Origin of the sequence: Methylobacterium sp. Leaf456, from assembly GCF_001425465.1 — a bacterium.
Taxonomy (GTDB): Bacteria; Pseudomonadota; Alphaproteobacteria; order Rhizobiales; family Beijerinckiaceae; genus Methylobacterium.
The window spans coordinates 319,542-344,414 of record NZ_LMQV01000023.1 but is presented as its reverse complement, the minus strand read 5'-3'; the positions used below and the strand labels follow the sequence as shown (position 1 = coordinate 344,414).

Annotated in this window: 27 protein-coding genes and 1 riboswitch; of the genes, 11 read left to right on the top strand and 16 right to left on the bottom strand. The window is 68.8% G+C overall.

Going from position 1 to position 24,873, the window contains the following annotated elements:
- Nucleotides 1-224: 224 nt before the first annotated feature.
- Nucleotides 225-746, bottom strand: coding sequence for a DUF2244 domain-containing protein (locus ASG52_RS15220; RefSeq protein WP_056244707.1), 522 nt, complete (start codon nt 744-746; stop codon nt 225-227).
- A 140-nt stretch (nt 747-886) separates the two neighbouring features.
- On the opposite strand from ASG52_RS15220, the gene nth reads away from it, so the two are divergent.
- Nucleotides 887-1,573 (top strand): endonuclease III, encoded by a 687-nt coding sequence (gene nth, locus ASG52_RS15215; protein WP_056244774.1) that lies wholly within the window; start codon nt 887-889, stop codon nt 1,571-1,573.
- A 226-nt stretch (nt 1,574-1,799) separates the two neighbouring features.
- The gene (gene purC / locus ASG52_RS15210; RefSeq protein WP_082552577.1) at nt 1,800-2,594 is read left to right on the top strand and encodes a phosphoribosylaminoimidazolesuccinocarboxamide synthase; all 795 of its coding nucleotides are present in this window, start codon (nt 1,800-1,802) and stop codon (nt 2,592-2,594) included.
- A gap of 3 nt (nt 2,595-2,597) precedes the next feature.
- Here the strand turns inward: purC and ASG52_RS15205 are convergent, their stop codons facing one another.
- The 4 genes from ASG52_RS15205 to ASG52_RS15190 are packed head-to-tail and all read right to left on the bottom strand — an operon-like array spanning nt 2,598 to nt 7,500.
- A complete protein-coding gene (locus ASG52_RS15205; RefSeq protein WP_056244702.1) occupies nt 2,598-4,256 on the bottom strand; it encodes a glycosyltransferase family 2 protein in 1,659 nt (552 codons plus the stop codon).
- A complete protein-coding gene (locus tag ASG52_RS15200) occupies nt 4,253-6,289 on the bottom strand; it encodes a glycosyltransferase (protein ID WP_502691069.1) in 2,037 nt (678 codons plus the stop codon). Before ASG52_RS15200 ends, ASG52_RS15205 begins: the two co-directional genes overlap by 4 nt.
- Before the next feature lie 7 nt (nt 6,290-6,296).
- Nucleotides 6,297-6,950 carry a hypothetical protein gene (locus tag ASG52_RS15195; protein WP_056244696.1) on the bottom strand — a complete coding sequence of 218 codons (654 nt, stop codon included), beginning with the start codon at nt 6,948-6,950 and terminating at the stop codon, nt 6,297-6,299.
- A gap of 10 nt (nt 6,951-6,960) precedes the next feature.
- The gene (locus ASG52_RS15190; protein ID WP_156383975.1) at nt 6,961-7,500 is read right to left on the bottom strand and encodes an invasion associated locus B family protein; all 540 of its coding nucleotides are present in this window, start codon (nt 7,498-7,500) and stop codon (nt 6,961-6,963) included.
- A gap of 169 nt (nt 7,501-7,669) precedes the next feature.
- On the opposite strand from ASG52_RS15190, the gene ASG52_RS15185 reads away from it, so the two are divergent.
- Complete coding sequence (locus tag ASG52_RS15185; protein WP_056244770.1) at nt 7,670-8,095, top strand: hypothetical protein; 426 nt, start codon at nt 7,670-7,672, stop codon at nt 8,093-8,095.
- A gap of 11 nt (nt 8,096-8,106) precedes the next feature.
- On the opposite strand, the gene ASG52_RS15180 is transcribed toward ASG52_RS15185, so the two are convergent.
- Together ASG52_RS15180 and ASG52_RS15175 are read right to left on the bottom strand one after the other, a co-directional pair.
- Nucleotides 8,107-8,832 carry a M48 family metallopeptidase gene (locus tag ASG52_RS15180; protein ID WP_056244693.1) on the bottom strand — a complete coding sequence of 242 codons (726 nt, stop codon included), beginning with the start codon at nt 8,830-8,832 and terminating at the stop codon, nt 8,107-8,109.
- A gap of 85 nt (nt 8,833-8,917) precedes the next feature.
- Entirely contained in the window at nt 8,918-10,165 is a 1,248-nt protein-coding gene (locus ASG52_RS15175) for a polyhydroxyalkanoate depolymerase (protein WP_056244689.1), read from the bottom strand.
- Nucleotides 10,166-10,299: 134 nt separating this feature from the next.
- Here ASG52_RS15175 and ASG52_RS15170 point away from each other — a divergent pair, with 134 nt between their 5' ends.
- The 5 genes from ASG52_RS15170 to purQ all read left to right on the top strand — a co-directional run bounded on the left by ASG52_RS15170 (nt 10,300) and on the right by purQ (nt 13,888).
- Nucleotides 10,300-11,709 (top strand): ActS/PrrB/RegB family redox-sensitive histidine kinase, encoded by a 1,410-nt coding sequence (locus ASG52_RS15170; protein ID WP_056244767.1) that lies wholly within the window; start codon nt 10,300-10,302, stop codon nt 11,707-11,709.
- 36 nt (nt 11,710-11,745) lie between these two features.
- A complete protein-coding gene (locus ASG52_RS15165) occupies nt 11,746-12,348 on the top strand; it encodes an ActR/PrrA/RegA family redox response regulator transcription factor (RefSeq protein WP_056244686.1) in 603 nt (200 codons plus the stop codon).
- A gap of 279 nt (nt 12,349-12,627) precedes the next feature.
- Nucleotides 12,628-12,852: a hypothetical protein gene (locus ASG52_RS15160; protein ID WP_056244683.1), complete on the top strand. Its 225-nt coding sequence runs from the start codon at nt 12,628-12,630 to the stop codon at nt 12,850-12,852.
- Between the two features lie 116 nt (nt 12,853-12,968).
- Entirely contained in the window at nt 12,969-13,208 is a 240-nt protein-coding gene (purS, locus tag ASG52_RS15155) for a phosphoribosylformylglycinamidine synthase subunit PurS (RefSeq protein ID WP_056244680.1), read from the top strand.
- Nucleotides 13,208-13,888, top strand: a complete 681-nt coding sequence (gene purQ / locus ASG52_RS15150; protein ID WP_056244677.1) for a phosphoribosylformylglycinamidine synthase subunit PurQ — start codon at nt 13,208-13,210, stop codon at nt 13,886-13,888. The genes purS and purQ overlap by 1 nt, the downstream gene beginning before the upstream one ends.
- 205 nt (nt 13,889-14,093) lie before the next feature.
- On the opposite strand, the gene ASG52_RS15145 is transcribed toward purQ, so the two are convergent.
- From ASG52_RS15145 to thiO, 7 genes are all read right to left on the bottom strand, one after another.
- Nucleotides 14,094-14,678 (bottom strand): PepSY domain-containing protein, encoded by a 585-nt coding sequence (locus ASG52_RS15145; protein WP_056244673.1) that lies wholly within the window; start codon nt 14,676-14,678, stop codon nt 14,094-14,096.
- Nucleotides 14,679-14,807: 129 nt separating this feature from the next.
- Complete coding sequence (locus ASG52_RS15140; RefSeq protein ID WP_056244670.1) at nt 14,808-15,353, bottom strand: adenine phosphoribosyltransferase; 546 nt, start codon at nt 15,351-15,353, stop codon at nt 14,808-14,810.
- 200 nt (nt 15,354-15,553) lie between these two features.
- Nucleotides 15,554-16,351: an inositol monophosphatase family protein gene (locus ASG52_RS15135; RefSeq protein WP_056244667.1), complete on the bottom strand. Its 798-nt coding sequence runs from the start codon at nt 16,349-16,351 to the stop codon at nt 15,554-15,556.
- Nucleotides 16,352-16,490: 139 nt separating this feature from the next.
- The gene (locus ASG52_RS15130) at nt 16,491-17,120 is read right to left on the bottom strand and encodes a thiamine phosphate synthase (RefSeq protein WP_286159057.1); all 630 of its coding nucleotides are present in this window, start codon (nt 17,118-17,120) and stop codon (nt 16,491-16,493) included.
- Nucleotides 17,117-17,920, bottom strand: a complete 804-nt coding sequence (locus ASG52_RS15125) for a thiazole synthase (protein WP_056244664.1) — start codon at nt 17,918-17,920, stop codon at nt 17,117-17,119. The genes ASG52_RS15130 and ASG52_RS15125 overlap by 4 nt, the downstream gene beginning before the upstream one ends.
- Nucleotides 17,921-17,924: 4 nt before the next feature.
- Entirely contained in the window at nt 17,925-18,137 is a 213-nt protein-coding gene (thiS, locus tag ASG52_RS15120) for a sulfur carrier protein ThiS (RefSeq protein WP_056244661.1), read from the bottom strand.
- Nucleotides 18,134-19,348, bottom strand: a complete 1,215-nt coding sequence (thiO, locus tag ASG52_RS15115) for a glycine oxidase ThiO (protein WP_056244657.1) — start codon at nt 19,346-19,348, stop codon at nt 18,134-18,136. Before thiO ends, thiS begins: the two co-directional genes overlap by 4 nt.
- 73 nt (nt 19,349-19,421) lie before the next feature.
- Nucleotides 19,422-19,544: riboswitch (TPP riboswitch) on the bottom strand.
- Between the two features lie 173 nt (nt 19,545-19,717).
- On the opposite strand from thiO, the gene ASG52_RS15110 reads away from it, so the two are divergent.
- Nucleotides 19,718-20,224: a retropepsin-like aspartic protease family protein gene (locus ASG52_RS15110; protein ID WP_056244654.1), complete on the top strand. Its 507-nt coding sequence runs from the start codon at nt 19,718-19,720 to the stop codon at nt 20,222-20,224.
- A gap of 294 nt (nt 20,225-20,518) precedes the next feature.
- Nucleotides 20,519-21,250 (top strand): sulfotransferase domain-containing protein, encoded by a 732-nt coding sequence (locus tag ASG52_RS15105; protein ID WP_200945613.1) that lies wholly within the window; start codon nt 20,519-20,521, stop codon nt 21,248-21,250.
- 50 nt (nt 21,251-21,300) lie between these two features.
- On the opposite strand, the gene ASG52_RS15100 is transcribed toward ASG52_RS15105, so the two are convergent.
- Entirely contained in the window at nt 21,301-21,966 is a 666-nt protein-coding gene (locus tag ASG52_RS15100; protein ID WP_056244648.1) for a sulfotransferase family 2 domain-containing protein, read from the bottom strand.
- Between the two features lie 484 nt (nt 21,967-22,450).
- On the opposite strand from ASG52_RS15100, the gene ASG52_RS15095 reads away from it, so the two are divergent.
- Nucleotides 22,451-23,155, top strand: a complete 705-nt coding sequence (locus ASG52_RS15095) for a right-handed parallel beta-helix repeat-containing protein (RefSeq protein ID WP_286159056.1) — start codon at nt 22,451-22,453, stop codon at nt 23,153-23,155.
- Between the two features lie 384 nt (nt 23,156-23,539).
- Here ASG52_RS15095 and ASG52_RS15090 read toward each other — a convergent pair whose 3' ends face one another.
- A complete protein-coding gene (locus ASG52_RS15090; protein ID WP_056244642.1) occupies nt 23,540-24,805 on the bottom strand; it encodes an adenylate/guanylate cyclase domain-containing protein in 1,266 nt (421 codons plus the stop codon).
- Between the last annotated feature and the right edge of the window lie 68 nt (nt 24,806-24,873).

The window sequence follows — 24,873 nt, the reverse complement described above, 5'->3', positions numbered from 1 at the left end:
ACACGATCGTCCGATCCAGTCGCCCGGATCAGCGTGCCGCCCCATCAGTCACGAAGACCGTCGGTTCGCTGTGCCGCCCAAGTGGTGGGCCGCGGCGCCCCGTCGGTGACGTGCTTCTACGAGGGCACACCGCCCCCGTCAATCGGAAAAACGAGAAAAGTGCGAGAAAGGCCGCCACGGGGCCTCCCGGCGCAGCGGCGGCCCCATCCAGCAGAGGGGTGCGCTCAAAACCCCTTCTTCACCTGAGCCAGAGCCGCGGCGAGCCCCTCGGCCACCCGCTCGCGCTCAGCCGGGTCGGCGTCGCGGGCGACGACGACGTGCTCGCGGCGGGAGATCAGGGTAAGGCGGCGCAGGCCGAACTCCTCGTCGTCGAGGCGGGCGAGCTTGGTCCAGAGGGGATTGAAGCGCCATTCGCGCCGGCCGCCGCGGGGATCGATGCGGGCGAGCGAGACTTCGAGGGGCGAGATCGCCACCTCCTCGAACGAGCGGCCGCGCTTGAAGCTGACCTTCAGCGCCACGTAGAGCGCCAGCATGTCGAGGCCGAAGAAGCCGGCGATGGGCCAGAAGCCGGCCCGCCAGCAGGCGATCGAGGTTACGAGCGAGACGGCGCAGCACAGGATCATCACGATCCGGAAACCGTCGCGACCGAGCGATTGGTTGGGGCGGATGACGGCCGTGTAGAGCGGTCGATCGAAGATCGCCGGGTCGAGGCCGTCGGGATGCGCAGAGAGGTTGCCGCTGACCATGCAGGCAATATAACGCGCCGATGCCTCCGAGAAAGCCTGCGCCGCGCATTTCCGATACGGAACGCGCCCAACCGAAACCTGTCGTCGGCAAAGCGAAGGGGACATCACCAGGCAAGCCTGGCGCGAGCCTCGGCCCTGTCCTGAAGGGCCGCATCGAGACGGCGCCCGCGGCGGTGGGCGACGAGACCCTGGTCGAAATCTTTTCCCGTCTGCACGAGGCCGACCCGGAGCCGCGCTCGGAACTTCATTTCCAAAATCCGTACACGCTGCTCGTCGCCGTGGTGCTCTCGGCCCAGGCCACCGACAAGAGCGTGAACCTCGCCACCGAGCCGCTCTTCGCCATCGCCGACACGCCGCAGAAGATGCTGGACCTCGGCGAGGAGCGGGTGCGCCATTTCATCCGCACCATCGGGCTGTTCAACACCAAGGCCAAGAACGTCATCGCGCTCTCGCGCATCCTGGTGGAGCGGCACGGCGGCGAGGTGCCGCGGGAAGCGGCCGAACTGGAGGTGCTGCCGGGCGTCGGCACCAAGACCGCAAGCGTGGTGCTCAACGTCGCCTTCGGGGTGCCGCGGATCGCGGTGGACACCCACATCTTCCGGGTCTCGAACCGGATTCCGCTGTTTTCCGCGCCGACGACCGACAAGGTGCAGGCGGGTCTCGAAGCACGGGTGCCGGAACCGTACCGGCTCAACGCGCATCACTGGCTGATCCTGCACGGGCGATACACCTGCAAGGCAAGGCGGCCGGATTGCCCGCGCTGCCGCATCGCCGACCTGTGCGGCTACCCCTCCAAGACGACAGACCTCACGCCCATATCGAGCTGAACCTTTTCGGCGCGCCGGCTCCCGCCGCAGCCCTGCGGCCATTGCCGTGCAAGGCCAACGCGTTGTGCTGCAAAGCCCGTTCCGCTACAGAGATGCTACGGCGGCCGGGACTATTTCCCGTGGACTGTTCGGGTCCCTGGGAATGGGCTCCGGCCACCCACCCGCCAGACGGGTCGCCGCGCCGCGGATTCGCTTCACAGGCCAGTTCGGAAGGAGCCCCGGCCCCATGGACTTCCTCAAACCACGGTACACGCCTATGAACCGCCGCCGTCGCATCTACGAGGGCAAGGCGAAGGTCCTCTACGAGGGACCCGAGCCGGGGACGCTCATCCAGCACTTCAAGGACGACGCGACCGCCTTCAACGCGAAGAAGCACGAGGTGATCGACGGCAAGGGCGTGCTGAACAACCGCATCTCCGAGTTCGTCTTCCAGCACCTCAACGACATCGGCGTGCCGACGCACTTCATCCGCCGGCTCAACATGCGCGAGCAGCTGATCCGCGAAGTCGAGATCATCCCGCTCGAAGTGGTGGTGCGCAACGTCGCCGCCGGCTCGCTGGCGACGCGGCTCGGCCTGGAGGAAGGCACCCAGCTGCCGCGCTCGATCATCGAGTTCTACTACAAGAACGACCAGCTCAACGACCCGATGGTGTCGGAAGAGCACATCACCGCCTTCGGCTGGGCGACGCCGCAGGAGATTGACGACATCATGGCGCTGGCCATCCGCGTCAACGACTTCTTGTCCGGCCTCTTCCTCGGCGTCGGCATCCGCCTCGTCGATTTCAAGATGGAGACCGGGCGCCTGTGGGAAGGCGACCTGATGCGCATCGTCGTGGCCGACGAGATCTCTCCGGATTCCTGCCGGCTGTGGGACATCAAGTCCTCGGACAAACTCGACAAGGACCGCTTCCGCAAGGATCTCGGCGGCCTGATCGAGGCCTATACGGAAGTCGCCAAGCGGCTCGGCATCATGTCCGAGAACGAGAAGGTGCAGACCAGCGGGCCGCGACTGGTGCAGTGAGCCTCACCGCGGCTCGGCCGGTGCTACACCGGTCCAGCCGCGGCGCACGGCGACATGGGTCGAGAGGTCCGGGTCGAGCCCCGGATGATAATGGGGGTCCTGCGCGAGCAGCGGCCCCCATCGCTTTTTCAGCGCCACGATCTCGGCGGCATGGCGGGCGGCCGATGCCGGCGAGGGGCGGCGGCTCGCCGATTCGCGGTGGTGCAGCACCGCGCCGCCGACGAAGAGCGTGCGTGAGCCCGCCGCGTTCAGGCGCAGGCACAGGTCGAGATCGTTGAAATCGACCGCGAACGCCGGATCGAAGCCGCCGATTTTTTGGAATTTTTTCGCTTCGATCACGAGGCAGGCGGCCGTCACCGCTGCGACCGAGCGGGTGGCGCGCAACGCGGAAAAGTAGCCCGGAGCGTCCGTCGAAAAAAAACGGTGGCTGTGGGTGGCGAGCCCGCCGGTGCCGAGGACGATGCCGCCGTGCTGGATGCGGCCCGCGCCGTCGATCAGCCGGGCGCCGACAGCGCCGATCTCGGGGCGCAGGGCCTCGCGCACCATTCGCTCCAGCCAGTCGGGCTGCTCGGCCTCGACGTCGTTGTTGACAAAGGCGAGCACGCTTCCGCGGGCCACCTGGGCCGCGCGGTTGTTGATGGCGGCGAAATCGAACGGGCCGGCGCAGTCGAGGATGCGGGCAGCGCCCGCGGTGCGCAGCTCCTCGAGATAGGCGAGCGTTGCCGGCTCGCGACTGCCATTGTCGCAGATCAGGATGTCTTTCGCCGGCCAGTCGGTGCGGGCGCGCAGGCTCTCGATGCAGGGTCGCAGCAGATCGAGCCGGTCACGGGTCGGGACGATCAGGCTGACGCGGGGGCGCGGCACCGGAAGGGGCCGTTCCAGGCGGATCACGCCGTCCGGCTCGACGAAGGCGAGGGTGTCGCCCTCCCCCGCCCGGTCGAGGTCGTGCCGCACCGCCTTGAGCCGGGCGCGGCGGGTCTCGGCGCGGGCCCCCTCCCCTCCCCCGTCGCTGGGACACGTTGAGCGCGAGAGCTGGCGCGGCAGGTGGCGTACGGCGCCGAGGCCATGACGGGCATGGAGATCGAGGGCCATGTCCAGAGTCAGGGCACCGGGAACCGGGTCGATCGCGGCCGCGCTCGCACGGCGCAAAATCAAGACCGGGCCAAGCCAATCGACCGCGCGCAAAAAGTCGGGATCGAAGGCGGGGCGCAGGAGCGGCAGCCAGGGGTTGCCAGGCCGGGTGCGGACAAGGGCGTCGCCGTAGAGGGCGTGGAGCGACGGATCGGCGAAGGCGGCGGCGATGGCGGCGGCGGCGCCCGCGACGAGGCTGTGGCCGGGCGCCGCGAGGAGGACGAGAGGCGAACCCTCGGGCGCGATCCGGACGGAGTCGTGGGGCGCCGGCTCGATCCGCTCGATGCCGTGGCGGGCGAGTTCCCCGTTGGGCTCAGCGGCCGGAACCGGGCCGGGCCATTCCAGGCGGTGATGCGCGCCGGTCAGCGCGGCGAAGGCGGTGGCGGCCCGCACCCGGCGGCCGGTGAGGCGGGCGGCCAGGATCGGCAGAAGCCGCAACGGGTGCCGGGCCGCGCGGACAAGGCGGCGAAAGAAATTCGGCGCGGGCTCGGCGGCGAAGAGCAGGGCGTCGGGGAGCGGCGCGCCCGTCATTCGAGATCCTCGCCGAAGGTCGTGAGCGACAGGGCCGGGTGATAGTACGGATCGTGGCGGATGGTGTCGCGCCAGCGCTCGGCGAAGGCCGCGGCCTCCCGCTCGAAGCGTTGGCGGGCCTCACCGGTCGGACGGCCCCGGCTCACCGATTCGAGATGGGACAGGACGGCATGCGGTGTCCAGACCGTCTTCCAGCCTTTCGCCCCGAGGCGCAGGCAGAAATCCACGTCGTTGAAATCGACTGCGAAGGTCGCGGCGTCGAACCCGCCGACGGCCCGGTACTTCTCACGCGTCACCGCGAGGCAGGCTGCGGTGACGGCGGAAACCTCGTGGGCGACGCGCATCCGGCCGAGATGGCCCGGCGCGGCGGCGGGGCGGCGGCGCAGGATGTGGCCGGCCTCGCCGCCGAGGCCGACGACGACGCCCGCATGCTGGAGGCGCCCGTCCGCGTAGAGAAGCTTGGCGCCGACCGCGCCGACCTCCGGCCGCAGGGCCTGCACCACCATGGCGTCGAGCCAGTCGGGGCGCAGCACCACCACGTCGTTGTTGAGCAGGACGAGGATGTGTCCGCGGGCGATCTCGGCGCCGCGGTTGACCATGGCGGCGAAGTTGAAGGGGTGCGGGAAGGGTTCGATGCGCACGCGGGGATCGGCCCGCAGCTGCTCGTAGAGCGCGAGCACCGCCGGGTTGGTCGAGCCGTTGTCGACGATGATCAATTCGATCGACGGGTAGTCGGTCCGCTCCAGCACGTCGGTGGTGACGCGGGCGATCAGGTCGAGCCGGTCGCGGGAGGGGATGACGATGCTGACTGGAGGCGCCGGATCGGGCCGCGGACGGTGCAGGTCGAGGGCGCCGTCGCGGACCACCGGGCGGGCGGGATCGCCGGCTGCGGACAGGCGCGCTTCGAGGAGCGCGGCGCGGCGCGCGGTATCATAGGGCAGGTGCGCGCGGCGGCACAGGATGCGCGGGCGATGGACGACGCGGGTCGCGCCGCACAGGTCGAGGTCGAGAGCGGTCGCGAAGCTGTCCGGCGCGCCGACCGGCCGCGGGGGCAGGCCGGCGAGGAAGGTGCGGGCGACGAGGGCCGGGGCGCCGAGATAGCCGCTGATGCGGGCGAGATCGGGGGACCAATCCGGCTTGAGCCGGGGCACGGGGGCGGCGTCGCCGACCTCGTCGTCGGCGTAGATCAGCTCGGGCGCGTTCCCTCGGATCGACGCCGCCAGGAGAGCCAGGGCGTGCGGGGCAAGGCGGTCGCCCGGACGTAGAAGTCCGAAAAAATCGGCGTCGCCGCAGAGGGAGAGGGCCGTGGCGTCCGGGTTCCAGGCCGTCGCGTGGATGCGGGGATCGGCGGCGCTTCCGGCCGCGGCGCCGGAGAGATGAAGCGTCCAGTTCGCGTGGCTCTGTGCCGCCAGCGCCACGAGGGTGTTAGCGACCGCGCCGGGCGGCGCGCCCTCGCCCGCGAGGACGAGGCGGATGCGGATGTCGGGGGCGGACGTCTGCGGCGGAGGGGCCTCGCCGCGGGTGTTTCGCCACGCGGCGTAGCCGGAGAGCGGCGTGATCGCGCAGGCGCCGCGCAGGGAATCACGCCAGCGCCGCTCGTCGCGCCGCAGCAGCGCACGTAAAGCACCGACAGCGTGCAGGGGGCGCTTGGCGAGGCATTCGGCGAAGACGTTGTTCGAGGTTCGCGCGCCGACACGCTCCAGGGTGAAGCCCGGTCCCGCCGCGATCTCGATGCCCTGGCAATCGGCGGGCAGGTAGCCGAGCCAGAAGGCGCGGCCGAGGGCGACGCCGGGCAGCACGAAACAGTCGATGCGCCCCCCCGAGCGGCGCAGGCGCAGCAGCGGGCGCTGCGGCCGGGCTTCGACGGGCAGAACGTAGCGCAGCACGATCCAGCCGCCAAAAGTCTCGGGCGGCAGGACGAGGCGGCGATCGAACAGCGGGTCGTCGTTCGCCGTGAGGGAGAAAGGCGTCGCGCGGCCCTGCCACGCACCGTCCGGGGGGGTGGTCAGGCGGCCGCTCCCCGGGCGGGCGATCCGGCCGTCATTGGCCCGGCACCGGGGCTTCGCTCTGGGCGGCGTCGGCCGCGGGGGCGGGTTTGCGGCGGGCCACCGGCTTGGCGGTCTTCCGGGCCGAGAGGGTCACCGCGATGTCGTAGCCCATGGCCTTGTCGGCGGGCACGACGAGATCGTTCTCGATCACGCTCGCCTCGCCCTGGGCGGTGCCGGCGGGGATCGGGATCGCGACCCGGTGGGGCCGGCTCATCACCGGCTTTTCGCCGTAGAGGATCGAGACGGTGACCGGCGCCTCGAACCGTCCGGGCGCCCCCGCGGGCCCGAGCATGGCGCGCAGCTCGATGCCGACGCGCACCGACACCGAGCCGTCGCCCAGCGCCCGGCACTCGCGGCTCAGGCGCGACACCACGATCTGGTGGCGCAGGCGGGTGTTGTCGCCGGCCGCGCCCGCGAAGGCTTGGATCGCGGCGCCGCCCTCCGGCACGACCACGTTGGGGCAATAGACGTCGTCGGGGTCGAAGGCCTTGGGCGCCAACAGGTTCCCGCCGCCCCCGCCGCCGTCGCCGCTGCCGCCCCCGCCGAACATGTTCTTGAAGAAGCCCCCGGATTCGGCCTGCGCGCCGCCGGTGAGCGCCAGCCCGAGGATTGCGGCGAGCCGCGCCGTCGTGATCGTCCCGCGCATGCCGCCCCTCTTACTTCAGCGCCTCGAAGCCGGTCCCGAAGCCCTTCATCGAGACAGGGATGCCGACGCCCTCCTCCGGGGTCTGGAAGACGATGAAGGTCGCCTGCGCGCCGCTCCGGAGCGAGCGGATCAGGCCCTCGTCCATGACGACCTCGGCGACGCAGCCGGTGGTCAGGCAGCGCACGAAGCTCGCGCGGCCGATATCGGTCTGGTCGATCTTGAGGCCGAGGCCGGAGGGCAGTAGCACGCCGAGCGGCGCCACCACGCGCAGCAGATAGCCGCGGTTGTCTGCGGTCTTGAGGACGATGACGACGAGCGTCAGGTTCGGGCGGTCTTCCGCCGCCACGTACTGGACGAGAGCGCATTGCTCGGCCTTGGCGCCCGCGGGCGTCTCGCAGCGCAGCTGCCAGTCGTCGAAAGTGTTGCGGACGGTGCCCTGCGCCGCGGCCGGGTTGGCGGCGAAAACCGAGGTCGAAAGGGCGGCCAGGACCGTCCCGCGCCAGCCCGCGCCCGACCGCATCATCCGACCCACGCCCGAAAACAGACCCACGCGGCAGCCCCTCGTCGCTCTCGCCCGAACCCCGCGAAAGCCCAGGGGTTGGGACCATGCGGGTCATCCGGTGTCAAGCAATCGCGGCAACGGTGTGTCCGTGGCGCTACCGTCCGGCCTCGGCCTGCTCTACATAATGGTCAAGCTCGCCCCCACCGGGATCCACACCATGCGCCGCCTCGCCCTCTCGGCCCTCGTCTCAGGTCTCTTGCCGGCTCTCCTCGTCGCCGGCAGCGGAAGCGCCCTCGCCCTGTCGCTGCCCTTCGAGGAATCGACCTACCTGCCGCCCCAGGCGACCACGACCTATGTCGAGCGCTCCCTCAACGGTCAGGCGCCGCTGACCATCGAGCACCCGCCGGTCGAGCGGAATCCGCGCGGGCGCCGCGGCGATTCCGCGGCCATCGCCGGCTTCTGCCGCGACGGCGGCACCATCATGCGCCGCGACGAGTTCGGCCGCCCGGCCTATCTCCGCCAGCGCGAAGTCTGCGACAACGTCGCCCCGCGCCAGATGTGGCCCGGCCACGTCGATCCGCGCCCGACCTGGCCGGCGGAGCGGGCCCGCGTGCGCAGCCGGGCGATCGTGACGAAGTACTGAAACCCGAAAAATCAACCGTAGCGGTGCAGCTCCGAGCCGTGGCGCTTCAGCCATGCCTCGGCGGCATCGACGTTCGGGCAGAGTTCGTTCGCCAACGCCCAGAAGCGGGCCGAGTGGTTCATCTCGCGCAGGTGCGCCATCTCGTGGGCGACGAGGTAGTCGAGCACGATCGGCGGCGCGAGGATCAGCCGCCAGGAAAAGTTCAGCTCGCCCCTGGCCGTGCAGGAGCCCCAGCGGCTGCGGGTGTCCCGCAGCGTCAGCCGCGCCGGGCGCCGGCCGAGCCGGTCGGAATAGGTGGCGATCGCCTCCGACAGATCGCGCCGGGCCTCGCGTTGCAGGAATTCGCGCACCCGCCGGGGCACGTGCGGCGCCTCCCCCGGCACCGTGACGGTGGCGGCTTGCGGATCGACCTCGACGGTGCCGCGGCCCTCGCGGCGGACCAGCGCGTGCGGCACGCCCCGCAGCGGGATCGTGGCGCCCGGCTCGAACGGCACCCGCTCGGGGATGCGGGCGAGGCGGGCGGCGATCCAGCCGCCATGCGCCTGCGCGAACTTCTGGGCCGCCGCCAGGGACGAGCGGGTCGGAAGCGTCAGGATCACCGCGCCGGTCGCGCTCGACACCCGCAGCGTGACGCGGCGGGCGGTCGGGCGCCGAAGAATCGCGATGGAAAACGTCCGGCCGTCGTGATCGATCGCGATATGGTCGGGATCGGGCCGTCGCAGGAACGCGCGCAACATGAGCGGGAAGTTAACCGGCCGGAGCCGTCCGAACCATCCCGCCCGCGCCCCGTTCACGTGAATTTCGGCACCTTCAGCGCGCCGGTCAGGCCGGCTGCGCCGCCATCTCACGGATGAAGGCGGCGATGCGCGGGGCGATGACGGCGCGGTAGCGCGAGCCGTTGAACACGCCGTAATGCCCGACCTTCTCCTGCAGGTGGTAGGCCTTGCGGGAATCGGACAGGTTCGGCGTGAGGTCGAGGGCCGCCTTGGTCTGGCCGACGCCGGAGATGTCGTCGTTCTCGCCCTCGACCGCGAGGATCGCGCAGCGGCGGATCGCCGAGAGATCGACCGGTTTGTCCCGGTGGCGCATCTCACCCCGCGGAAGTGCGTGATCGACGAACACCGTCTGTACCGTCTGGAGATAGAACTCGGCCGTGAGGTCCATCACGGCGAGGTACTCGTCGTAGAACTCGCGGTGCTTCTCCGCCGAGTCGCCGTCGCCGGTGACGAGGTGGTGGAACATGTCCGAATGCGCGGTGACGTGCCGGTCGAGGTTCATCGCCATGAAGCCCGACAATTGCAGGAAGCCCGGATAGACCCGGCGCATCGCCCCGGGGTTCGGCGGCGGCACCACGGTGATGCAGTTCTTCTCGAACCAGCCCATGCCGCGCTCCTGGGCGAGGCAGTTCACGGCGGTGGGCGAGCGGCGGGTATCGATCGGCCCACCCATCAGCGTCATCGAGACCGGGACGGCGGGATCGTTCGCGGCCTCCATCACGGCGACCGCAGCGAAGACCGGCACGGCGGGCTGGCACACCGCCATCACGTGCAGGTCCGGCCCGAGATCGCGGAACATCGCGGTCAGGTACTCGATATAGGTGTCGAGGTCGAAGCGGCCTTCCAACAGCGGCACCATGCGGGCATCCGACCAGTCGGTGATGAACACCTGATGGTTCGGCAACATCGCTTCGACCGTGCCGCGCAGGAGCGTCGCGTAATGGCCGGACATCGGCGCCACGATGAGGAGCTTGGGCTGCGGCTCGGACGGCCCGCGGTTCAGCGCCCGCTCGAAGGCGACGACGCGGCAGAACGGCCGCTCCCACACCACGCGCTCGAACACCGGGACCGACTGCCCATCGACCTGCGTCGTCGCGAGGCCGAAATGCGGCTTGCCGTAGCGCCGGGTCGCGCGCTCGAACATCTGCAAAGCGGCGGCCGTGGAGCGGGCGTAGGGGCCGTAGGCGAAGGGGTTGCCGGGGTTCTCCAGGCTGTGCCGCGTCATGTCCGCGGCAAGCCGAGCGGGCGCCAGCATCGCGCGCGCCGTCTCGTACCAAGCGTAGGCCAAGTCCATCTCGTCGCCCCCCTTCGCGACCGAATTTCCGCCTCTCTTAACCGATGTTGGTTTCGAGAGGATCATAGATTTTCGTGTGCGGCGCCGCGACGCCCGTGGCCGCCGGGCTCCCCGGCCCTACCCTCAGCCGCACCATGATCGATGCAGCCCCCGAACTCGGCCGACCGGCCGGCCGCCACCTGCGGCTCGACACCTTCGTCCGGCTGCGCTGGCTGGCGCTGACCGGCCAGAGCGCGGCGGTCGTCGGCGCGCAGTTCGGGCTCGGGCTGAACCTGCCGTTCGGCTGGTGCTTCCTCGTCATCATGGCCTCGTGCTGGCTGAACCTGGCGCTGCGCATCCGGTTTCCGGCGAGCTACCGGCTCAGCGACGATTCGGCGGCCCTGCTGCTCGCCTTCGACATCGTCCAGCTCGCCGCCCTCCTGTTCCTCACCGGCGGCTTGCAGAACCCGTTCTCGCTGCTGTTCCTCGCCCCCGTGCTGATCTCGGCGACCGCGCTCCCACCGGAGCGGACGCTGGCGCTCGGACTGCTGGCGGTCGGGCTCGCGACGCTGCTCGCCCTGGTGCATCGGCCCCTGCCCTGGTTCGCCGACGGGCGGATCGAGCTGCCGTTCCTCTACGTCTCGGGGGTGTGGACCGCGATCCTGCTCGGCACCGCCTTCACCGGTGTCTATGCGTGGCGCGTCGCCGAGGAGACGCGCCAGCTCGCCCAGGCGCTGGCGGCGACCGAACTCGTGCTGGCCCGCGAGCAGCACCTGACGCAGCTCGATGGTCTCGCGGCGGCGGCCGCGCACGAACTCGGCACGCCGCTCGGCACCATCATGGTGGTGGCCAAGGAACTCGACCGCCTGCTCGGGCCCACCGCCACGCCCGCGGTCGCGGAGGATTTGAAGCTCCTGCGCGATCAGGTCGATCGCTGCCGCGGCATCCTCTCGAAGCTGACATCGCTCGGCGAGGACAACGAGGAGGGCGAGGGCTTCCTCCAGACCGTCACCTTCGGCCACATCGTCGAGGAACTGGTGGCGCCCCAGCGCGCGCTCGGCATCGCGGTGGCGGTGACGAAGCAGGGCGAGGGGCCGGAGCCGGTCTGCCGTCGCAACCCCGGCGTCATGTTCGGGCTCGCCAACATCGTCGACAACGCCGTCGACTTCGCCGATTCTCGCGTCGAGATCGAGGCGCGGTGGACCCTCGACCGGGTCTGGATGACGATCCGCGATGACGGGCCGGGCTTCCCCAGCGAGGTGCTGCTGCGGGCGGGCGAGCCCTACGTGACGACCCGCGGCCGCAAGGGCGGCGCGCGGGGGGCGGAGGCCGGCGGCGACGCGGTCGGGGCGGGGCTCGGCCTCGGGCTTTTCATCGCCAAGACCCTGATCGAGCGCTCCGGGGCGCAGCTCGTCCTGTCCAACCTCACCGGCGCCGAGGAGCGCGGCGCGCTGGTGCGGGTGTCCTGGGCGCGTCACATCTTCGAAAGGGATGTGGTCGTGCGCCAGCCCGTTGCGCACAATTCTCTGGGACCCCTGCCAGAACGCGATGCCGCACCCATATAAAGCATTCAGATGAGTTCCAGCGATGAGGAGCGCCGCATGCTGACGCAGAGCGGGACGACGGTGCCGGGCCAGGACACCGCCTTTCTTTCAGAGACTGATCCCCTGTCCGCCTTCACCGACCGCAGCCTGCTGATCGTGGACGACGACAAGCCGTTCTCCACCCGTCTCGCGCGAGCGATGGAGGGACGGGGCTACGCCGTGCAGGTCGCCGAGAGCGTCAGCGAGGGCGTCGCCGCCGTCGAGGCCAAGGCGCCGGCCTTCGCCGTGATCGACATGCGGCTCGGTGACGGCAACGGGCTCGACGTGATCGCCCGTTTGAAGGAGCGCCGGCCCGAGGCCCGAGGCGTGATCCTGACCGGCTACGGCAACATCGCCACCGCCGTGACGGCGGTGAAGCTCGGCGCGTTCGACTACCTCGCCAAGCCAGCCGACGCCGACGAGATCCACGGCACGCTGATGGCCCAGCCGGGCGAGCGGGCCGACCCGCCGGAGAACCCGATGTCGGCCGACCGGGTGCGCTGGGAGCATATTCAGCGCGTCTACGAACTGTGTGCGCGCAATGTTTCGGAGACGGCGCGGCGCTTGAACATGCACCGCCGCACGCTTCAGCGCATCCTGGCCAAGCGCGCCCCGCGCTGACGCTTCGGATCCGCCGACGAACAAAGGCCGGCGCCGATGCGCCGGCTTTTTTATTGCCGCCGAGGTCCTGAAGATGCCGGAAGTGATGCACTGGTCGATCCGCCGCAGCGCAGATCGAGCCGGGCGGGCTCCGGCTTGTCGTCCTGAGTCTGCTCGCGCGTGATGCGTTGAAAGGCAGATTTGCGACCGGAGGTGCAGGCGTCATGCGCCGCCGACAGTTGCGGGCGCAGGAACGCCGGGCTAGTGCGGGGCAAACTGGACGCTACGGACCGCCCGCGCATGCGCAATATGATCACGATCCTGAGCCTGATGGTGCTCGTCGGCACGGAAGTGTTCGCCGCCGCCATCGCGGCCGGTTGGGCACTCGCCGGTCTGTTCGATCTCGGCGACACGGTCGGCCACGTCCTGATGGCGCTGTTCAGCCTGCTCGCCGCCTGGATCATGTTCCAGCTCTGGCATCGCGCGGTGAAGGCCGAGCCGTTCCGGCCGGTCAAGGGTTCCTAAGTTTCTGGTTTCTGAGTTTCTGGGCTCCTGAGGTCTTCGCACGGATGGTATCGTCCGTGGTTTCCCCCGGTGCCGACGATCCGGCATCCGCCGCGTATCCCAACCGAGTGCCTGCCATGAAAGCCCGCATCGTCGTCACCTTGAAGACCGGCGTCCTCGACCCTCAGGGTAAGGCGATCGAGGCGGCGCTCAAGTCCCTGAGCATCGACGACGTGTCGGGCGTCCGCCAGGGCAAGGTGTTCGATCTGGAGATCGCCTCCGACAACCGCGAGCAGGCCGAGGCGACGCTGAAGGCGGCCTGCGAGAAGCTGCTCGCGAACACCGTCGTCGAGAACTACACGATCGAGATCGCTTGATGCGCGCGGCCGTCGTCGTCTTCCCCGGCTCGAACCGCGACGGCGACGTCGCCCGCGCGCTGACCCGCTCGGGCGCCGAGGTCGTCAAAGTCTGGCACGCCGACACCGAACTGCCGGCCGGCACCGACCTCGCCGTCGTCCCCGGCGGATTCTCCTACGGCGATTACCTGCGCTGCGGCGCCATCGCTGGGCGTGCCGCCGCCATGGATGCGGTGCGGGCGCACGCGGCCCGCGGCGGTCTCGTGCTCGGCATCTGCAACGGCTTCCAGATCCTGTGCGAATCGGGGCTGCTGCCCGGCGTGCTGATGCGCAACGTCCAGCGCCGCTTCATCTGCCACCGGCAGTTCCTGCGCGTCGAGGAGACCGGCACCCGCTTCGCCTCGGCCTACCGCAAGGGGCAGGTGATCGACGTCTGCGTGGCGCATGGCGAGGGCAACTACTTCGCCGATTCCGACACGCTGGCCCGGCTCGAGGGCGAGGGCCGCGTCGCCTTCCGCTACTGCGACGCCGCCGGCAACTTGACCGAAGACGCCAACCGCAACGGCTCGCTCAACTCCATCGCCGGCATCTATTCGGAGCAGCGCAACGTGCTCGGCATGATGCCCCATCCGGAAAACTTCGTGGACGACCTCGTCGGCGGTACCGACGGGCGGGGGTTGTTCGACAGCCTCGCGGCGTAACGCTCAGGCACAGACGACCAAAACGCAAAAGCTCCTCCCTCGCGGGAGGAGCTTTTTTGTCGTCTACGGGCGGAGGTGGGATCGCATCGATCCCGCCTCATGCCGTCATTGCAAGAGCAGCGAAACAATCCAGCGGCGCGACCTCTCGGGAGAGTTCGGAAGCCTGGATTGCTTCGGCTCCGCCTCGCAACGACGGTGCGACCGATCAGTCCGCCTTGGCGACGCCGTCGGGGCCGACCTTGATCTCCTTCGAGCCGTTGGGCTGCGCCACCGAGATCTCGTACTCGACGGCGTTGCCCTCGCGCTCGACCTCGGCCTCGTAGGCCTTGCCGCCGCCGGCCTTCTGCTCGGCGATGGCGAGCGCGTCCTTGAGCGAGGTCTTAGCATTGTTGAAGTCGGCCGGCTTCAGGCGGGTGAAGTAGCGCTCGATCGGCTGGTTCTCGCTCTTGTAGAGCTCACCGGTGTCGGCGTTGACGCCGTGCTCGACCAGCTTGCCATCCGGGTAGACGACCTTGATGCTGTAATGCGCCGGGTTCTTGCCGTCGGCGAGTTCGAAGTCGGCATCGATAGCGCGGCCGCCGGCTTCCTTGCCCTCGGCGGTGGCGATCGCCGTGGCGAGATTGGTCTTGGCGAGCGGGGCGGCCTGCCACTCCTTCATGTCCTTGCCGGCTGCGGTCGCCGTGCCGGAGGCCGCGGGCTTGTCGGCCGGAGCCGTGGTGGTGGTCTGGGCGGAGGCGAAGCCGGCGGAGAGGGCCACAAGGGCAGCAGCAGTGGTCAGACGCGAGAACATGGCGGGATTTTCCTTCTGGCGAGGCCCTTATCGGGTCGCTGGAAACGCCAATCCCGCCCGTTGGTTGCCGCGCAGCAACAAGAGGATTTCACCTCACGCGCGGAACCATTCGTCGCATTCGATCCGGGCTCAGTGCCCCTCGAACTCCATCAGGGTGCGCACCGTGACGCCGAGGTCGCGCAGGCGCTGGGCGCCTCCGATCTCCGGCAGGTCGATGACGAAGCAGGCCGCCATCACCTCGGCACCGAGCTGGCGCAGGAGGTTCACTGCCGCGGTCGCCGTGCCGCCGGTGGCGATGAGGTCGTCCACGAGGATCACCCGGTCGCCGGGGCGGATGGCGTCGACGTGAATCTCGATTTCGTCGGTGCCGTATTCGAGCGCGTAGGCGGTCGAGACGGTCTTGTGGGGCAGCTTGCCCTTCTTGCGGATCGGCACGAAGCCAGAAGAGAGTTGGTGCGCCACCGCGCCGCCGAGGATGAAGCCGCGCGCCTCGATGCCGGCCACCTGATCGATCCGACCGCCCGCGAAGGGATGCACCAGCGAATCGACCGCCCGGCGGAACGCCCGCGGGTCGCTCAGGAGGGTGGTGATGTCGCGAAAGATGATGCCGGGCTTGGGGTAGTCCGGAATCGAGCGGATCGATTCCTTGAGGGCGGAGTGGCGGCGGACTTCCATGCTCGAACTCGTTCTCAAACAGCTGCCGCGGGTTAGATCAGATGGCGGCGCTTGAAGCCAGCGCCACGAAGCAGGAGGCACGGCCGGATGGCCCAGCGCGAAGAGCGCCGCGCGCAGCGGGTCTCGGCGAAGCCGAGGCCGTCTAGCGGAGCGTTAGCCTAAGCCCGCGGATGCGGGCGCCGGCAATTGAGGCCAAACAATCAAGACGCGTTCGCCTTGCGCAGTAACGCGATCAGCTCGCGTTGCAGCACTTCGTTGCCGCAGGCGACGGAGCGGGCGGCGAGCGGCTCGGCGCCGCCGTCCGCGCTGGAGACGAAGCCGCCGGCCTCGCGCACGAGGATGATGCCCGCCGCGATGTCCCAGGTCTGGAGGTCGCGCTCCCAGTAGAGGTCGGTGCGGCCGCAGGCGACGTAGGCGAGGTCGAGCGCTGCCGAGCCGAAGCGGCGGGTGCCGCCCGACACCGCCATCACGGCGGCGACTTCCTTGAGGAGCCGGCCGTGGCTGCCGCGACCGAGATAGGGCGTGCCGTAGGCGACCAGCGCGTCGGCGAAGTCCTGGCGGCCGGAGACGCGCAGGCGGCGGTTGTTGAGGTAGGCGCCCTTGCCCCGCTCGGCGATGAACAGCTCGTCCTTGATCGGATCGTAGATCACTCCGGCCACGATCTGCCCGTCGCGCTCCAGCCCGACCGAGATCGCGAAATGCGGGATGCCGTGGAGGAAGTTGGTGGTGCCGTCGAGGGGATCGACGTGCCAGGTGTGGCTCTTGTCGGTGCCCTCAACGTTGCCGGTCTCCTCCAGGATGAGGCCGTAGCCGGGGCGCGCCTTCATCAGCGCTTCCTTCAGCACCTCCTCGGCCTTCCGGTCGGCGGCGGAGACGAAGTTGCCCGGCCCCTTGCGCGAGACCTGCAGGTTCTCGATCTCGCCGAAGTCGCGCTTGAGCCCGCGGGCGGCCTTGCGCACGGCATCGACCATCACGGTCATGAGGGGGGAGTTGATCATGCGGTCTGGCTCGGGGCGCCCGGCAAGGGCGCGCTCATGGATCGTTCGGGATTGATTCTCGGCCCGGTTCTATACGGGTTGGCGCCGCGCGCCATGGCCCTTCCGCAGATCGGGCATGTCGCCGCCCCCAAAAAGGGGTTCAGCCGCCGAGGGATCGCAGCAGCGCACGGGTCTCGGCTTCGGGATCGGTCGCACGCATCAGCCCGCCCATCACGGCGATTCCGGCCGCACCCGAGGCAAGACAGGCGGGCGCCTGCGCCGCACCGACCCCACCCAGCGCGAAGACCAGGATCGGCAGGGCGCGGCATGCGTCCAGGGCGGAGAGGCCGAGCGCCGGGCCGTAGCCGGGCTTGCTGGTGGTCAAAAAAATCGGGCTCAGCGTCGCGTAGTCCGCGCCAGCACCGGCCGCCGCTGCAACATCGGCGGGTTTGTGCGCCGAGACGCCGATCAAGGCATTCGGGCCGAGCGCAGCTCGTGCCTGCGCGATGTCCACCGCCCCCGCCGCACCGCCGAGATGGACGCCGTGAGCTCCCGTTTCCGCCGCCAGCGCAACGTCGCCACCGACGACGAGGCGCCCCCCAAGCGGCGCCAGAACCGCCAAAGAATCGAGGGCGAGGGCCCGGCGTGCCACGCATTCGAGGTCGCGGTCGCGCAGCCAGACGAAGCGGGCGCCGCCCGCCGCCACCGCCCGCACGGTCTCAGCGAGCGAGCGGGGCGCGCCGTGCCGGTCGGTGACGACGAGAAGCGGCGGCAGCGCCGCACCGGTCACGAGCCGACGAGGCCGAGCTGCGGGCTCGACGGGTCGGCCCGGCCGCGGCGGGGGATGCGGCCGGCGAGATGCGCGAGGCGGCCGGCTTCGACCGCGTGGCGCATGGCACCCGCCATCCGCACCGGATCGTCGGCCTTGGCGACCGCCGTGTTGATAAGGCAGGCGGCGGCGCCGAGTTCCATGGCGATCACCGCGTCCGAGGCGGTGCCGATGCCGGCATCCACGATCACCGGCACCTTGGCCCGGCGGCAGATGAGTTCGATGTTGGCCGGGTTGGCGATGCCCATGCCCGAGCCGATGAGCGAGCCCATCGGCATCACCGCGGCGCAGCCGATGTCGGCCAGCCGCTCGCAGATGACGGGATCGTCGTTGCAATAGGGCAGCACGGTGAAGCCGTCCTCGATCAGATGGCGGCAGGCCTCCATCAGCTCGGTGACGTCCGGGTAGAGCGTCTCGCGGTCGCCGATCACTTCGACCTTGATCCAGGTGGTGCCCAAAGCCTCGCGGGCGAGTTCGGCGGTCATGATCGCGTCGCGGGCCGTCTCGCAGCCGGCGGTGTTGGGCAGGAAGCGGGCGCCTTTCAGCTTCTGGAACGTGTCCGAGCCGTGGCCCTGGAGCGAGACCCGGCGGATCGAGGCGGTGACGACCTCGGCACCGGAGGCGCGCACCGACTGGGCCATGATCTCCTGGCTCGGATAGCCCGCGGTGCCGATGAACAGGCGCGAATTCAGCCGCACGCCCGCGATCTCGAGCACGTCGTCGGCCGCCTTGGGATGCAGCGCGGTATCGTGATGGTTCATGGCCTCAGCCTCCCTGCATGGCACGGACGATCTCGATGCGGTCGCCCTCGTTGATCGCCGTCTCACCCCAGGCGGCACGGCGTACGACGCGGCCGTTGAGCGCGATTGCGATGCCCTCCGGGCTCTCGATGCCCCGCTCCTCGGCCTCCGCGGCGAACAGGGCGGCGAGGTCCGCCGCCTCCCGCTCGCAAGCCTCTCCGTTGACGGTCAGCCTCACGCGACGGCCCTCCCCTCGCCTGCCATTCCAAAGCGCGCCCGGCCGAAGTTTCGGGCGAAGTCCGGCAGTGCCCCCTCATTCACCAGAGCGGCGACGGCGTCGGCGGTGGCCGGCGCCAGCAGATAGCCGTTGCGGTGATGCCCGGTGGCGACGACGAGGCCGGGCGCGGCCTCCTCGATGATCGGCGCGTCGTCGTCCGAGGTTGGGCGGAAGCCGCTCCAGACCGCCTCGATCTCCATCTCCTCGACGCCCGGCAGGATGCGTCGCGCGCCTTCGAGCAGCGCGAACAGGCCGCCCGCGGTGACGCCGGGCTTGAAGCCGCAATCCTCCACCGTGGCGCCGACGATGAGTCCGCCGTCGCCCTTCGGCGCCATGTGCACCTCGGCGGTCCAGACCATGCCGGAGAGCGTGCCGGTGCGGCGCGTGGTGCGCAGCGCCAACGACTGTCCCTTCAGCGGGCGAACCGGGAGAGCGAGGCCGTCCGGCAGAAAGCCGGGCTGCCCGCTCCAGGCGCCGGCGGCGAGGATCACCGTTTCGGCGGCGACCGTGTTCTCACCGGCCCGCACCCCGACGACCCGGCCACCGCGGCGCTCCAGACCATCGACGGCGGTTTCTTCAACGATGACGACGCCCGCCGCTTCGCAGGCGCGTAGCAGCGCGGCCATGACGAGGCGGGGATCGACCTGGGCGTCCAGCGGGCAGAGGATGCCCGCGGTCACGTTCGGCCGCAGCAGCGGCTCGCGGGCACGGACCTGGGAGCCGGACAGCCACTGCGCGGCCACACCCGAGCGCGTCTGCAGATCGAAGCGGAAGCGCAGGCGCTCCACCTCGTCGCGGCCGACCGCCAGCACCACCGTGCCGTCCTCGCGATAATCGACATCCGTACCCGATGCTGCCCGAAGCCTATCGCGGAAAAGCGGCCATCGGCGCAAAGATTCGAGCGCCAGCGGCAGAAGATGGTCGGAGCCGGGCTCGTGCTCGGCGGCCGGGGCCAGCATGCCGGTCGCGGCCAGGCTCGCGCCGTCGCCGACACGGCCGCGCTCGATCACCGCGACGGAGCGGCCGGCCTCGGCCAACCGCCACGCGATCGACAGGCCGATCAACCCGCCGCCGATCACGACGGCGTCGGCGCGCGGGGGCAGGACGGCGGAACGCGGGCGCGTAGCGAGGCCGCGGCGCCGCTCGAATGGGGACGTCAGAATCTCGGACATGGTCAAGCAGTCCGCGGGGTTGCCCGCAGGAACCGGATACCGTGAGCTTCCGATGAAGCGGGCGCGCCTTGCGGCGACGCGTCAGGTCCAATCCCTACGCCGGTATGAGCCGGATCAGGTTCGAAGGATTTCCGCGCTGCCGGTGACGGCTCTAGCGGTTTCTCAGCCCCTTGACGGGGATCTCCCTGGAACGGTTTTCGATTTGGGCCCGCGGGCGCCGTCGGTCAATCCCCTCTGCGGCGTTCGGCGCAAATCGCGCGTTTCGATAGAGGCGCGCGACACCCTCGCCCCAAGCTCGGTTTGGACGGCGACGCTTCCTTCGCCAGGGCGGTCGTCGGGTGAAGCCTGGTAGTGGTCGGAGCGGTTGGCATGGGTCTCAGGGAGATTGCGGTGCTGCTCGGGCTCGCCGTCGCGGCCGGGGCGATGGCGCCCGCACTCGTCAAGGCGCGGTTGTCGGACTCGGCAAGCCCGGCCAAGGCCGCCAGCCCGACCGCTGCGGCGGAGACCGGCACGGTGGCCTTGCACGCGGCGAGCCACGGCCACTTCTACGCCGACGCCGTGATCGAGGGCCGGACGCTGCGGATGGTGGTCGATACCGGTGCGAGCCTGTGCGCGCTGCCCGAGGAGGACGCCGAGCGGCTCGGCCTCCGGCTGCGGCCGGGCGACTTCACACGCGAAGTCTCCACGGCCAACGGCTTGTTGCGCGTCGCGCCCGTCCGGCTCGGATCGGTGCAGATCGGGTCGATCGTGGTGCGCGATGTCGAGGCCGTGGTGGTGCCGCGCGGCCGGCTCGGAACCGGGCTGCTCGGCATGTCCTTCCTCAAGCGCCTGCGCGACTTCAGCATCGCCGGGGGGCGGCTCACGCTGAGGGGGTAGGGTCGAAACCCGATCGGCTTGACTGTGTGGAGGGCGGCCCAGGGTGGAAAGCCGCTATCCAACGTACTCCCGCTCAACGACGGCTTCGTGCTATTACCATTGCTGTCAGCGCTCAATCCCGAAGATAGCATATGAATGAGCATAGCAACGAGTTCATGGGTCATTCTAACTTATCCATAAGAAACAGTTGTAATGCGCCACCATGCCAACCAGTGATGCAAAAAACTTCCTATCGGCCTATTTTGTATAATCGAGCGTGGTGTTGGGCACAGATTTTCGATGCACGATCAGCGCTTGAAGTTTCTGGTGGCCGGCGTTCAGAAAGGCGCCACCACGGCATTGTTTTTCTATCTCGCTCGCCATCCGGATTTACAAGCGCCGCAAATAAAAGAACTGCACATCTTCGATGACGACAATTGGTTGGACACCGCGCCACCCTTCGATCGGTTGCATGCGGCCTACCCCATTGCTGATGATCGACTGAGGTTCGAAGCCACGCCCATCACGATCTACTGGCCGAACGCGCTGGAACGGGTCCGGCGTTATCGCACCGACATTCGCCTCATCTTCCTGTTCAGGGATCCGGTCGAGCGTGCCTTCTCACACTGGAAGATGGAATTCGCCCGCTGCCGTGAGGATCAGTCCTTCGCATGGTGCGTCGGGCCGGGACGCAAGCGGGTAGGGACCGCCCACCGCGTCTACAGCTATGTCGAGCGCGGCTTCTATGGGACGCAGCTCGAACGGATCCGGGCCCTGTTCCCGCGTGAGCAGATCCTGTGTCTCACGACGACGGCGCTGAGGTACGCTCCCGCAGCAACGCTCGAACGCATCACCGACTTCCTCGGGATTCGACCGTTTCCCCCTCTGGAGTACAGGATAGTGCGGCCGGAGATTTCGGCCGTGCGTGAGCCGTCGGACGTGCTCGATCCGGTCCTTGCCGCCGAGTTGCGAGACCTGTATGCCGACGAGATGATCTTGTTCGAAAAGCTCAGCGGTATTTCGGCAGAAGAGCTTGTAGAGCAATAACGTCCTGGAGCCTGTTTGACTTGTTTCTTCAAGCAGGCCCCAAGAGACGTTTACGCCGTCCATTGCCTGTAGAACGCGATCTCGTCGGCCAGCAGTTCCGCGAGTGCCGGGCGGGCGCGTTCGATTTCCTCCTGCGATCGCGCCTCGCCGCGCATACGGCCCGCGTTGACGGCGAGCACCGGGACCGTCGTCTCCAGCACATCTCCGATCGCCCCAGCGATCCCGGCAAAGTCTTCTGCCCGGCCGACGAAGGAAAAGTCTTGGAGCTGCAGCCCTCCGAAGTAGGTTCGGTGGAGGAAGAAGCGCGAGAACGGCAATCGGGCGAAGTCGATCAGACTGAGTTCGTGACGCAGGACGTAATCCCGGATCGGATGCGATGCGAAGCCAGCGTCCTGCTTCCAGAAAAAATAGTGGGAGATCAGGCGATCGATCGGATCACGCAGGACCGTCATCCAACGCGCTTCGGGCCAGACGGCGCGATACTTCGCGGGGTGGAGGTGGCCGTACGCGATGCGGCGACCCAACAGGGCAGCCGCGCCGTCGGCAAAGCGACGCGCGCTGCCCTCCGGATCAATCCGGTGGGCGCTGGCGGGATTGGCGGGATTGTTGTCGTAGTCGAGGAATATGCGATCCTCACCGATCGCGGCGGCGATGCCTTGGCGCAAGGAAGTCCCGGCACATTTCGGCACGTGGACGAACACGATCGGAGGCGTCATCTCATCTCCACGCCGCTCAATGGAGCATGCGGCATCACCGGGAAACGGGATGGGGTCGACACCCCGGACCTTCGTTTCGAGGCAGGTTTAGAGCGGGTTTTCGTTGTCCGCCAGGCAGGACCGCGAACGAAGCAGACGCCTCCATCGCGACGGCCATACTCTTCCGCTTCCAAAGTATTGTCTCTGGTAAAATTCTGAAGCCTGGAACTAACATGTGACGGCATCGGCTCGTCGCCAAAAATGCAACAGGTTTTTGATTTTCGCGAGTCGCCCCGTGATGCATCTTCATGGCCTGCCCCGACTAGAGTAACGCTCCATCGCTCACCTGTCAGGCAGGGCCCGCATCTACAACCGTTGTTTGGCCCTCCCTGATTTTTAGCTTTCATGGGAATTCACCCGTTCCCGCTGGAACTTGGCTTTCAAGATAGGGGCTTGGTCGATGAAGTTTCCAGGATTCGTAGCCGCGACGATCGTTGGGCTCGCCATGACGGTTGCGACGGTCTCCGCGGCTTCCGCGCAGGCGACCCGCACCTGGGTGTCCGGCGTCGGTGACGACGCGAACCCCTGCAGTCGCACGGCGCCCTGCAAGACCTTCGCCGGCGCGATCAGCAAGACAGCAGCCGGGGGCGTCATCGGCGCGCTCGATCCTGGCGGTTACGGTGCAGTGACGATCACGAAGGCCATCACCATCCGGGCCGCCGGCACGGAGGGGGCCATCACAGCCACCGGCAGCAACGGGATCACGATCAACGCCGGGACCGCGAGCGTTGCCCTGGTCGGCCTGAACCTGGATGGGGCGGGAACGGGCCTGACAGGCGTCAACATCATCGGCGCCGCGCAGGTTCTCGTGAAGGACTGCATCATCTCCGGCTTCTCGACCGCCGGCATTCGGATCAGTTCGCCCAACCTGACCCGTGTCGCCATCAATGACAGCACGATCTTCAACAACGCCGTCGGCCTCGCCATCGACGCCCAGGGGGCTCCGTTGAACCGGGTGCTGTTGGATAATGTCTTGGTCGATGGGAATACGACGAACGCCACGGTCAATCAGGCGGCCAGCGTCCTGATCATGCGGCGCTCGACCATGATCAACGCGCCCGTGTCTCTGACGAACGGCGGCGTGCTGCGCTCCTTCGGCGACAACGCCATCGGCGGCGCGACCCCGACCTTCAATACGCCTCTGCAATAATTTCGGGAGATGAGTTGCGAATTGCAATGGCAAGATCGCATCGTGGTCAGCGCATGCGAAACAGTTGGCTCGATTCGCAAAAATCCTTCAGACATCCGGCTTTTTCTCGCCGGTTAATCTAGGCCATTATCAATCAACGTTCAGACCAAAACCCAATCGACCCGACCTTGGCCGTGCAAGCGGCCGCTAGAGCATCGTCCTGGATATCGGATCCAGGGCGATGCTCTATATTCTCGTGCCGCATCGTCTTTTTCCGAAAGCCGGAAACCACCTTTCGGGACGATGCTCTAGCGACCCCATCCAGACCTTTGGCGGTAGCGCCTCATATGTCCGTATGGGGTCGAAAGCAGCCCCTCGCATGGTCGAGCTGAGCGAGCTTAAACCCTAACCCGCCTTCGCCAGCGGCTTCGATTTCCGCTCCGGGCGAAACACCGCCATCGGCTCGGGGAAGCCGTCGAGGGGGTGGCTGCCGAGGGGTTCGGGGTCGCCCCAGAGGAAATCCACGAACGGCTTCGTCATCAGCAGCGGCTCTTGCAGCGTGCGGTTGAGCCGCGCCAGCCGGCTCGCGAGGTTCACGTCGCGGCCGATCACGGTGAAGTCGAGGCGGGTGCCGGAGCCGACATTGCCGTAGGCCGCCTCGCCGTGGTGCAGCGCGATGCCGGCATCGACGGTCTTGCCGGAAAAGCGCCCGACCGCGTTGGCCTCAGCCAGCGCGGCCAGCGCCGATTGCGCGGCGGTGAGCGCGCCCTTGGCGGCGCTGCCCATGTCGTCGCCGGGCTCGCGAAAGATCGCGAGCAGGCCGTCGCCGAGATATTTCAGCACCTCGCCGCCCTCCCGCTCGATCGGCGGGACGAGGCAATCGAAGAAGGCGTTGAGGAGATCGACCGCGCCCTCCGGCGTCAGGTCGGCGGAGAGGCGGGTGTAGTCGCGCATGTCGGCGAACAGGATCGCCGAGCGGATGCGCCGCACCTGACCGCGGCGGATGTCGCCCGACAGGATCGCCCGGTGCGGCTCGTCGCCGACATAGATTCGCAGGACCGTGTCGAGCTGCTTGTTGAGAAGCCGCATCTCCATCACCGCGGCGAGCGTCGGCATGACGAAGCGCAGGATCGCGATGTCCTCGTCGCGAAAGCCGTCGCCGGATCGGGTCGCGAAGGTGATGCCGTTGCGGGTGCCGTTGGTGAAGATCAGGGGGGCGACGATGTAGTGGGTGTAGCCCGCGGCCTTCAGCTCTGGGATGACGGCGTAGGCGCCGTCCGGCGTCCGGGCGAGGTCGAGGACGAGCCACTCGCCCGATTGGTGCACCGTGTAGAACGGGCTCTCGCGATAGGCCTTTTCCGACGCCTCGCCGTGCGGGAAGAGCCGGACGCTTGATCCCTCCTCGCGGGTCCAGCGCCGGCCGACCCCCGAATATTCCGAGTGCAGGGTGTCGATGGCGGTGGTCGCCCGGTCGATCGGCACGCCGATGGCGTCGAGGCGCTGCGCGAGGCCGGCGAGCAGATCGTCGGCCTTGGGCAGCCGCGCGCCCTCCCCGAGCAGCCAGTCGCGGATGCCGACGCAGGCCTGGAGCGCGCCGAACGGCACGTCCTCGGCCTCCGATCCGTCGGCGAGGGCGGTCGGGGCTTGTCGCGGGGCGTCCTCATCGAGCATCGGCCGAAAGTGGTCACTTCGCCGGTCAAAGCAAGGCTTGCCCGGATCATAGCCCCCCTTCGGCCAAC